Consider the following 6892-nt stretch of genomic DNA (forward strand, 5'->3'; position numbering starts at 1 on the left):
GATCAGTTGCGGCGCCCCTCCTTCATCGTCCTCCCCGCATGTCCACCGCCCCTCGCCGGGGCGCGCTGCCGACGTGCCTGCACCCGGATGGGATCATGCCCGAATCCACCCTTTCCTCTCGCACCGTCCTCGTCACCGGCGCCACGTCCGGCATCGGCTACGAAACCGCCCGGCAGCTGGCCGAGCGCGGCGCCACCGTGCTGCTGCACGGCCCCACTGCCGAGGAGACCCAGGCCGCCGCCGACCGCCTGATCGCCACGTCCGACGTGAAGGCCGACCAACTGGTCACCCATTGCGCCGACTTCGGCCGTCTCGAAGAGGTCGAAGCCCTCGCCGACCAGGTCATCGCCGCCCACCCGCATCTCGACGTCCTGGTGAACAACGCCGGCATGGCGGCACCCGAACAGCACACCATGACCGCCGACGGCAACGAGGTCGCCTTCCAGGTCAACTTCCTCGCCCACTACCTGCTGACCCGCCAGCTGGAACCGGCGCTGACCACCGACCCGGGCGGCCGCGTCGTCAACGTCTCCTCCTCCCTGCACCGCTCGGGGTCGATCCAGTGGGCCGACCCCAACCGTGCCCGCCGCTACTCACGCCTCGCCGTCTACGCGCAGTCCCAGCTCGCCCTGACGGTGTTCACGGCCGACCCCCGCGTCACGGCCGTCTCCGTGCATCCGGGCGTGTGCGACACCGCGCTGCTGCCGCTCTACGCCCACGAAGGCGTCACCGCGGCCGAAGGGGCGGCGCACGTGGTCCGGCTGTGCGACCCGGCGGTCGAGATCGTCAACGGCGCCTACTACGACCGCGGCGTGCGGATGGAGCCGGCCCCGGCCGCGAGGGAGGACCGCACGATCCGGCGCCTGAGCGCGCTCGCGGACCTGCTGGTCGGCCGCACCGCTTGAAGAACCCTTCCGAACCGAGGAGTTGACGAACATGTCGAAGTGCGCCCGCAAGAAGAGGGCCCGCCGCAGGAAGAAGGCCAACCACGGCGGCAAGGCCAACCAGGGCTGAACGACCGGCCGGCTGGAACTGCTCGGTGCACGACCGCGCCAGCCGCCTCCTGGCCTGGACCGCCGGTTTCCGCCTGGTCCGCGAATACGTCCACCACGCGGCGGGGAGCCCGGTCTCACGCCACCGGCTCAGCGCATGGCGACGCACCCGGCCGCACCGAGGGGCACGGCCATGCTCGCCGCAACGCGGCCAGTTCGTGGTTGAGCAGGACGACGTTGACGCTTCCCTGACCCAGGAAGCCCAGCTGGCGGCCACTCACGTGCGCGGCGACGAGGTCCCGGACCGCGGCCGGGTTCAGGCCGCGGGCCTTCGCCACCCGGTTCACCTGCTCGTATGCGTACGCGGGTGAGATGTCCGGGTCGAGCCCGGAACCGGAGGCGGTCACGGCGTCGGCGGGGACGCGGCCCGGTGGGACACCGTCGAAGGCGGCGACCGCCGCCCGGCGCTGGGCGATCGTCTTGACGAGAGTGGTGTTGTTGGGGCCGAGGTTGGAGGCCCCGGAGCTGGTCGCGTCGTACCCGGTACCGCCCGCCGCGGACGGGCGGGGCTGGAACCAATGGGGATCGGGGGCCGGAATGCGCTGCGGCAGGTCGAAGCTCTGGCCGATGAGGGCGGAGGCGACCGGGCGTCCGTGGTCTTTGATCAAGGATCCGTTGGCCTGGTGCGGGAAGAAGACCTGGGCGATGGCGGTGACGGCCAGCGGATAGGCGATACCGGTGATCACGGTGAGGACGAGCAGCATACGCAGCGCCGCCAGGTGGTGCCGGACCACTTGGGTGAGGGAACCGGACATGAGGATCGTCCTCCTTGTCGGTCAGCGCAGTCCGGGGACGAACTGGACGATCAGGTCGATGGCCTTGATGCCGAGGAAGGGCAGCACCAGGCCGCCGAGGCCGTACAGCCGGATGTTGCGGCTCAGCAGGGCCGCTGCCGAGGAGGGCCGGTAGCGCACTCCGCGCAGAGCCAGGGGAATCAACGCGATGATGATCAGCGCATTGAAGATGATCGCCGAGGAGATCGCGGAGGTCGGGCTGTGCAGACCCATGATGTTGAGACGGCTCAGTCCCGGATAGACGCCGGCGAACATGGCGGGGATGATCGCGAAGTACTTGGCCACGTCGTTGGCGATGGAGAACGTGGTCAGCGCGCCGCGGGTGATCAGCAGCTGCTTGCCGATCTCGACGATCTCGATGAGCTTGGTCGGGTTGGAGTCGAGGTCGACCATGTTGCCGGCCTCCTTGGCGGCCGACGTACCGGTGTTCATCGCCACCCCGACGTCGGCCTGGGCGAGCGCCGGGGCGTCGTTGGTGCCGTCGCCGGTCATCGCGACGAGCTTGCCGCCCGCCTGCTCCCGCTTGATGAGGGCCATCTTGTCCTCGGGAGTGGCCTCCGCGAGGAAGTCGTCGACGCCCGCCTCCTGGGCGATCGCCTTCGCCGTCAGCGGGTTGTCACCCGTGATCATGACGGTCCTGATGCCCATGCGGCGCAGCTCCTCGAACCGCTCCCGCATGCCGTGCTTGACGACGTCCTTGAGGTGGATGACACCGAGGATCCGGGCGCTGTCCACACCTGACCGCCGGATCACCTCACCGACGACCAGTGGTGTGCCACCGGTGGCGGAGATGCCGTCGACCAGCGGGCCGACCTCGTCGGTGGGGTGGCCGCCGTGTTCCCGGACCCAGCGCATGACCGCGGTGGCGGCGCCCTTGCGCAGGGAGCGGCTGTCCGGCCCGTCCGTGAGGTCCACCCCCGACATCCGGGTCTGCGCGGTGAACGGGACGAACCCGGCGTGCGCGAGTTCGCCCTCGGTCCGGGCGCGCAGGGCGTGGCGTTCCTTGGCGAGGACCACGATCGAGCGCCCTTCGGGCGTCTCGTCGGCGATCGAGGACAGCTGGGCCGCGTCCGCCAGTGTCTCCGGATCCACGCCGTCGACCGGCAGGAACTCGGCGGCCTGCCTGTTGCCGAGGGTGATGGTGCCGGTCTTGTCCAGGAGCAGGGTGTTGACGTCGCCCGCAGCCTCGACGGCACGGCCGGACATGGCCAGGACGTTGCGCTGCACCAGCCGGTCCATGCCCGCGATGCCGATCGCCGACAGGAGGGCGCCGATCGTGGTCGGGATCAGCGCGACGACCAGTGCCACCAGGACGACGATGGACTGTTCGGCACCGGCGAAGATGGCGAAGGGCTGCAACGTCACCACCGCGACCAGGAAGACGATGGTCAACGAGGCCAGGACGATGTTGAGCGCGATCTCGTTCGGTGTCTTCTGCCGGGCCGCGCCCTCCACCAGCGCGATCATCCGGTCGATGAACGTCTCGCCGGGTTTCGAGGTGATCCGCACCACGATCCGGTCGGAGATCACCGTCGTACCGCCCGTCACTGCCGAGCGGTCGCCACCCGATTCACGGATGACGGGCGCCGACTCACCCGTGATTGCGGCCTCGTCCACGCTCGCGATGCCCTCGACCACATCGCCGTCACCGGGGATGAGCTCACCGGCTTCGACCACGACGAGATCGCCGGGCCGCAGTTCGGCGCCCGGCACCTTCTCGGTGACCTCCGGCGTTCCGGCCCGCCCGGGCAGGACGACACGGCGGGCCACGGTGTATTTCTTCGTCCGGCGCAGCGTCTCCGCCTGTGCTTTGCCGCGTCCTTCCGCCACGGCCTCCGACAGGTTGGCGAAGACCACGGTCAGCCACAGCCATACGGTGATCACCCAGGGGAAGACGCCGGGAGCCCTGATCGCCGAGAGGCTGGTCAGCACCGCGCCGACCTCCACCACGAACATCACAGGATTCCTGACCATGAGGCGCGGGTCGAGCTTGCGCAGCGCGTCGGGGACCGAGGCGAGGACCAGCCTGGGGTTCAGCGTTCCGGCGGGGATCCGGTGCGGTTCGGTCTCCGGCGGGCGCTGTGGCGCCGCGGCTTCCAAGGTGGTGGACATCAGTGCAGCCCTTCCGCGAGCGGCCCCAGCGCGAGCGCGGGCAGATAGGTGAGGCCGACGACGACGATGATCACCGCGGACAGCAGGCCGACGAACTGCGGCCGGTGCGTGGGCAGTGTGCCCGCCGTGACGGGCACCGGCTGCTGCTGGGCGAGCGATCCGGCGAGTGCCAGTACGAACACCATCGGCAGGAAGCGGCCCAGGAGCATGGCGAGTCCCAGGGCGGTGTTGTACCAGACGGTGTCGGCGCTCAGCCCGGCGAACGCGGAGCCGTTGTTGTTGGCGGCCGAGGTGAAGGCGTAGAGCACTTCGGAGAAGCCGTGCGGTCCGTGGTTGAGCATCGCCGCCCGTTCGCCCGGCAGGGCCATGGCGAGACCGGTGCCGACAAGCACGATGGCGGGGGTGGTCAGGATGTACAGCGAGGCGTACTTCATCTCGCGGCCGCGCAGCTTCTTGCCGAGGTACTCGGGCGTACGACCGACCATGAGGCCGGCGATGAAGACCGCCACGACGGCCAGCACCAGGATCCCGTAGAGGCCGGATCCCGTGCCGCCGGGCGCGATCTCGCCGAGCATCATGTTGAAGATCGTCAGGCCGCCGCCGCCCGGCGTGAGCGAGTCATGGGCGGAGTCGACCGCACCACAGGATGTCAGGGTCGTGGACACGGCGAACAGGGCCGAGGCCCAGATCCCGAAGCGCTGCTCCTTGCCCTCCATCATGCCGCCGGCCGCGTGTCCGGCCGTACTGCTCACGCTGTGCAGCTCGTTGGCGGTGACGACGGCGACCGAGGCGGCCCAGATGAGTGCCATCACGGCGACGACGGCGTATCCCTGCCGTCTGTCACCGACCATCGTGCCGAAGGTACGGGGCAGCGAGAAGCTGATCACCAGAAGGAGATAGATCTCCAGCCAGTTGGTGAACGGGTCGGGGTTCTCGAAGGGGTGGGCGGAGTTGGCGTTGTAGAACCCGCCTCCGTTGGTGCCGAGTTCCTTGATGGCCTCCTGGGAGGCGACCGGACCGCCGGGGATGGACTGGTGCTGCCCGGCGATGGTGGTGATCGACTCGAAGCCGTGGAAGTTCTCGACCGCGCCTGACGCGACCAGCACGACCGCCATGACCAGCGAGATCGGCAGCAGTACGCGCAGCACGATCCTGGTGAGGTCCTGCCAGAAGTTGCCGACCCGGTCGGTCTTCTTCCGGGTGAACCCGCGGATCAGGGCCGCGACCACGGCGATTCCGACGGCCGCCGAGACGAAGTTCTGCACCGCCAGGCCCGCCATCTGCACCAGATGGCCCAGCGTCGACTCGCCCGCATACGCCTGCCAGTTGGTGTTGGTGACGAAGGAGGCCGCGGTGTTGAAGGACAGGTCGGCGGTGACCGGCCTTGTGCCGAGGGAGAGCAGCAGATGGTTCTGCAGCCGCAGGAAGCCGTACAGGAACAGCACCGAGACCACGGAGAACGCGAGCACGCTGCGCAGATAGCCGGGCCACGTCTGTTCGGCATCGGCCTGCACGCCGCCCGCCCGGTAGATCACGCGTTCCGCGCACCAGTGGCGGGGGGAGGTCAGCACATGGGCCATGTGGTCGCCGAGCGGCCGGAAGGTCAGGGCCAGCGCGCCGACCAGGGCGATGATCTGCAGCCAGCCCGCGAGAGTGGCGTTCATGGAGAGCCTCTCCAGCTGCGGACCGCGAGGGACCCCAGCTAGAACTTCTCGGGAAAGATCAGGCACAGGATCAGGTAGACGACCAGACAGACGGAGACGACCAGGCCGATCGTGTTGTCCAGGCTCACAGCCTGCTCACTCCCCTGGCGATCAGACCGATCAGCGCGAACGCGGCGATGACGAGAGCGATGAATCCGAGATCCGACATGAGTGACACCTCGTGGCAACGAGGGGAAAGGAGCGCCGGCCTGCACTTGCGGGCGGCAGAACTGGAGAATTCCGGCAAAACCCTCCTCTATCAGTAGAGCCGTGCGCCAGCCGCTTGGTCAGACCTGTTAGCGGGGCCATGACGCCCCTGGGCGGTTTCTTGAGATGTTCTTGACGCGCGCCGCTGCGGCCGAGCCCGCGGGAGTCGGACTCGGCCGGTCGTGGCCCGGGCGGGCCGGCCGGCGAGGGAGGAAGGCCGGTCCGCCCCGGAATCCTTAAAGCAGCCCTTCCGCCACCGGCCCGAGCGCGAGGGCCGGCAGGACGTCGAGCAGCACCAGGACGAGGGCGGCTCCGGTGGCGAGGACGGCGAAGTTGACGCGGTGGGCTTGGAGCGTGCCGGCGGTGACGACGCCGGGCTGCCGGCGGGCCGGCGAGAGCGAGCAGGGCCGCATGCCACAGCTGCTCAGGTTTCAGCAGCCCGCCGCCGATCCGCCGGGTGGGCCCCGGGGCGGGCGGCAGTACGGCGTCGTCGGGCTTGCTTCTCACGGGTACGGGAGCGGTCATCAGAAGCGCTCCGGCTTGATCAGGGCCACCACGAGGTAGGCAAGGAGACCGATCGCGACGATCAGCCCGACGACGTTCTCGGTCGTCACAGGGACCTCACAGGCCGTTCGGAGGAAACGGATGGCGCCTCCGGGCGAGGGCCGGGCCAAGGCTCGCCCGGAAGCAAATCGGAGGGCGAACCGTGGGTCCAGAGGCCCACGTCGCGGTTGCGGCGGCCCGGTCAGCGCGCGCAGCGCGGACTCGGCGAGCCGGATCCACGCCTTCCGGGAACCGAGCGTCGCGATCAGTCGGCGCTCGGAGGTGAAGCCCCGGTCACCATCGCATCCAGCAGAAGCCCGAGGGTGTCGACCCCGATGTGCCGTTTACGGCCGTTGATCTCTTCCCCCCGGCGAAGCCCCTGGTCGCGTCCCGCGCCGACCGTGGAACCGGCGGCTGGGCCCTTGTCCCACGGCCGGCGTCTACGCCTTCCACCAGGCCAGGATCCCGGTCCCGTGCAGCC

At 69.5% G+C, this 6892-nt stretch carries 8 protein-coding genes and 1 pseudogene; 2 read left to right on the forward strand and 7 right to left on the reverse strand.

From position 1 onward, the window contains the following. Positions 1–95 precede the first annotated feature (95 nt). Entirely contained in the window at positions 96–905 is an 810-nt protein-coding gene (locus ABT085_RS41810) for an SDR family NAD(P)-dependent oxidoreductase (RefSeq protein ID WP_351620980.1), read from the forward strand. A 31-nt stretch (positions 906–936) separates the two neighbouring features. Next, entirely contained in the window at positions 937–1014 is a 78-nt protein-coding gene (locus ABT085_RS46890) for a 50S ribosomal protein bL37 (protein ID WP_502982948.1), read from the forward strand. Positions 1015–1129: 115 nt separating this feature from the next. Here the strand turns inward: ABT085_RS46890 and kdpC are convergent, their stop codons facing one another. The 7 genes and pseudogenes from kdpC to ABT085_RS41845 form a co-directional block, all read right to left on the reverse strand. Further along, positions 1130–1807, reverse strand: coding sequence for a potassium-transporting ATPase subunit KdpC (gene kdpC / locus ABT085_RS41815; protein WP_351620983.1), 678 nt, complete (start codon positions 1805–1807; stop codon positions 1130–1132). 21 nt (positions 1808–1828) lie between these two features. Beyond that, entirely contained in the window at positions 1829–3958 is a 2130-nt protein-coding gene (kdpB, locus tag ABT085_RS41820; RefSeq protein WP_351620986.1) for a potassium-transporting ATPase subunit KdpB, read from the reverse strand. Continuing rightward, positions 3958–5622 carry a potassium-transporting ATPase subunit KdpA gene (gene kdpA / locus ABT085_RS41825; RefSeq protein ID WP_351620989.1) on the reverse strand — a complete coding sequence of 555 codons (1665 nt, stop codon included), beginning with the start codon at positions 5620–5622 and terminating at the stop codon, positions 3958–3960. Before kdpA ends, kdpB begins: the two co-directional genes overlap by 1 nt. Before the next feature lie 38 nt (positions 5623–5660). After that, positions 5661–5750 carry a K(+)-transporting ATPase subunit F gene (kdpF, locus tag ABT085_RS41830; protein WP_351620991.1) on the reverse strand — a complete coding sequence of 30 codons (90 nt, stop codon included), beginning with the start codon at positions 5748–5750 and terminating at the stop codon, positions 5661–5663. 354 nt (positions 5751–6104) lie between these two features. Further along, positions 6105–6281 carry a potassium-transporting ATPase subunit KdpA gene (locus ABT085_RS41835; RefSeq protein ID WP_351620994.1) on the reverse strand — a complete coding sequence of 59 codons (177 nt, stop codon included), beginning with the start codon at positions 6279–6281 and terminating at the stop codon, positions 6105–6107. A gap of 111 nt (positions 6282–6392) precedes the next feature. Beyond that, positions 6393–6482, reverse strand: a complete 90-nt coding sequence (gene kdpF / locus ABT085_RS41840) for a K(+)-transporting ATPase subunit F (protein WP_351620997.1) — start codon at positions 6480–6482, stop codon at positions 6393–6395. 212 nt (positions 6483–6694) lie between these two features. Next, positions 6695–6829, reverse strand: a pseudogene (locus ABT085_RS41845) (IS5 family transposase); the annotation flags it as partial. Positions 6830–6892: the final 63 nt, after the last annotated feature.

This window comes from Streptomyces sp. NPDC002265 (genome assembly GCF_040296125.1).
Lineage (GTDB): Bacteria > Actinomycetota > Actinomycetes > Streptomycetales > Streptomycetaceae > Streptomyces.

Coding starts and splice junctions, on each gene's coding strand:
- ABT085_RS41810 (WP_351620980.1), top strand. CDS start 96: ATGCCCGAATCCACCCTTTCCTCTCGCACCGTCCTCGTCACCGGCGCC.
- ABT085_RS46890 (WP_502982948.1), top strand. CDS start 937: ATGTCGAAGTGCGCCCGCAAGAAGAGGGCCCGCCGCAGGAAGAAGGCC.
- kdpC (WP_351620983.1), bottom strand. CDS start 1,807: ATGTCCGGTTCCCTCACCCAAGTGGTCCGGCACCACCTGGCGGCGCTG.
- kdpB (WP_351620986.1), bottom strand. CDS start 3,958: ATGTCCACCACCTTGGAAGCCGCGGCGCCACAGCGCCCGCCGGAGACC.
- kdpA (WP_351620989.1), bottom strand. CDS start 5,622: ATGAACGCCACTCTCGCGGGCTGGCTGCAGATCATCGCCCTGGTCGGC.
- ABT085_RS41835 (WP_351620994.1), bottom strand. CDS start 6,281: ATGCGGCCCTGCTCGCTCTCGCCGGCCCGCCGGCAGCCCGGCGTCGTC.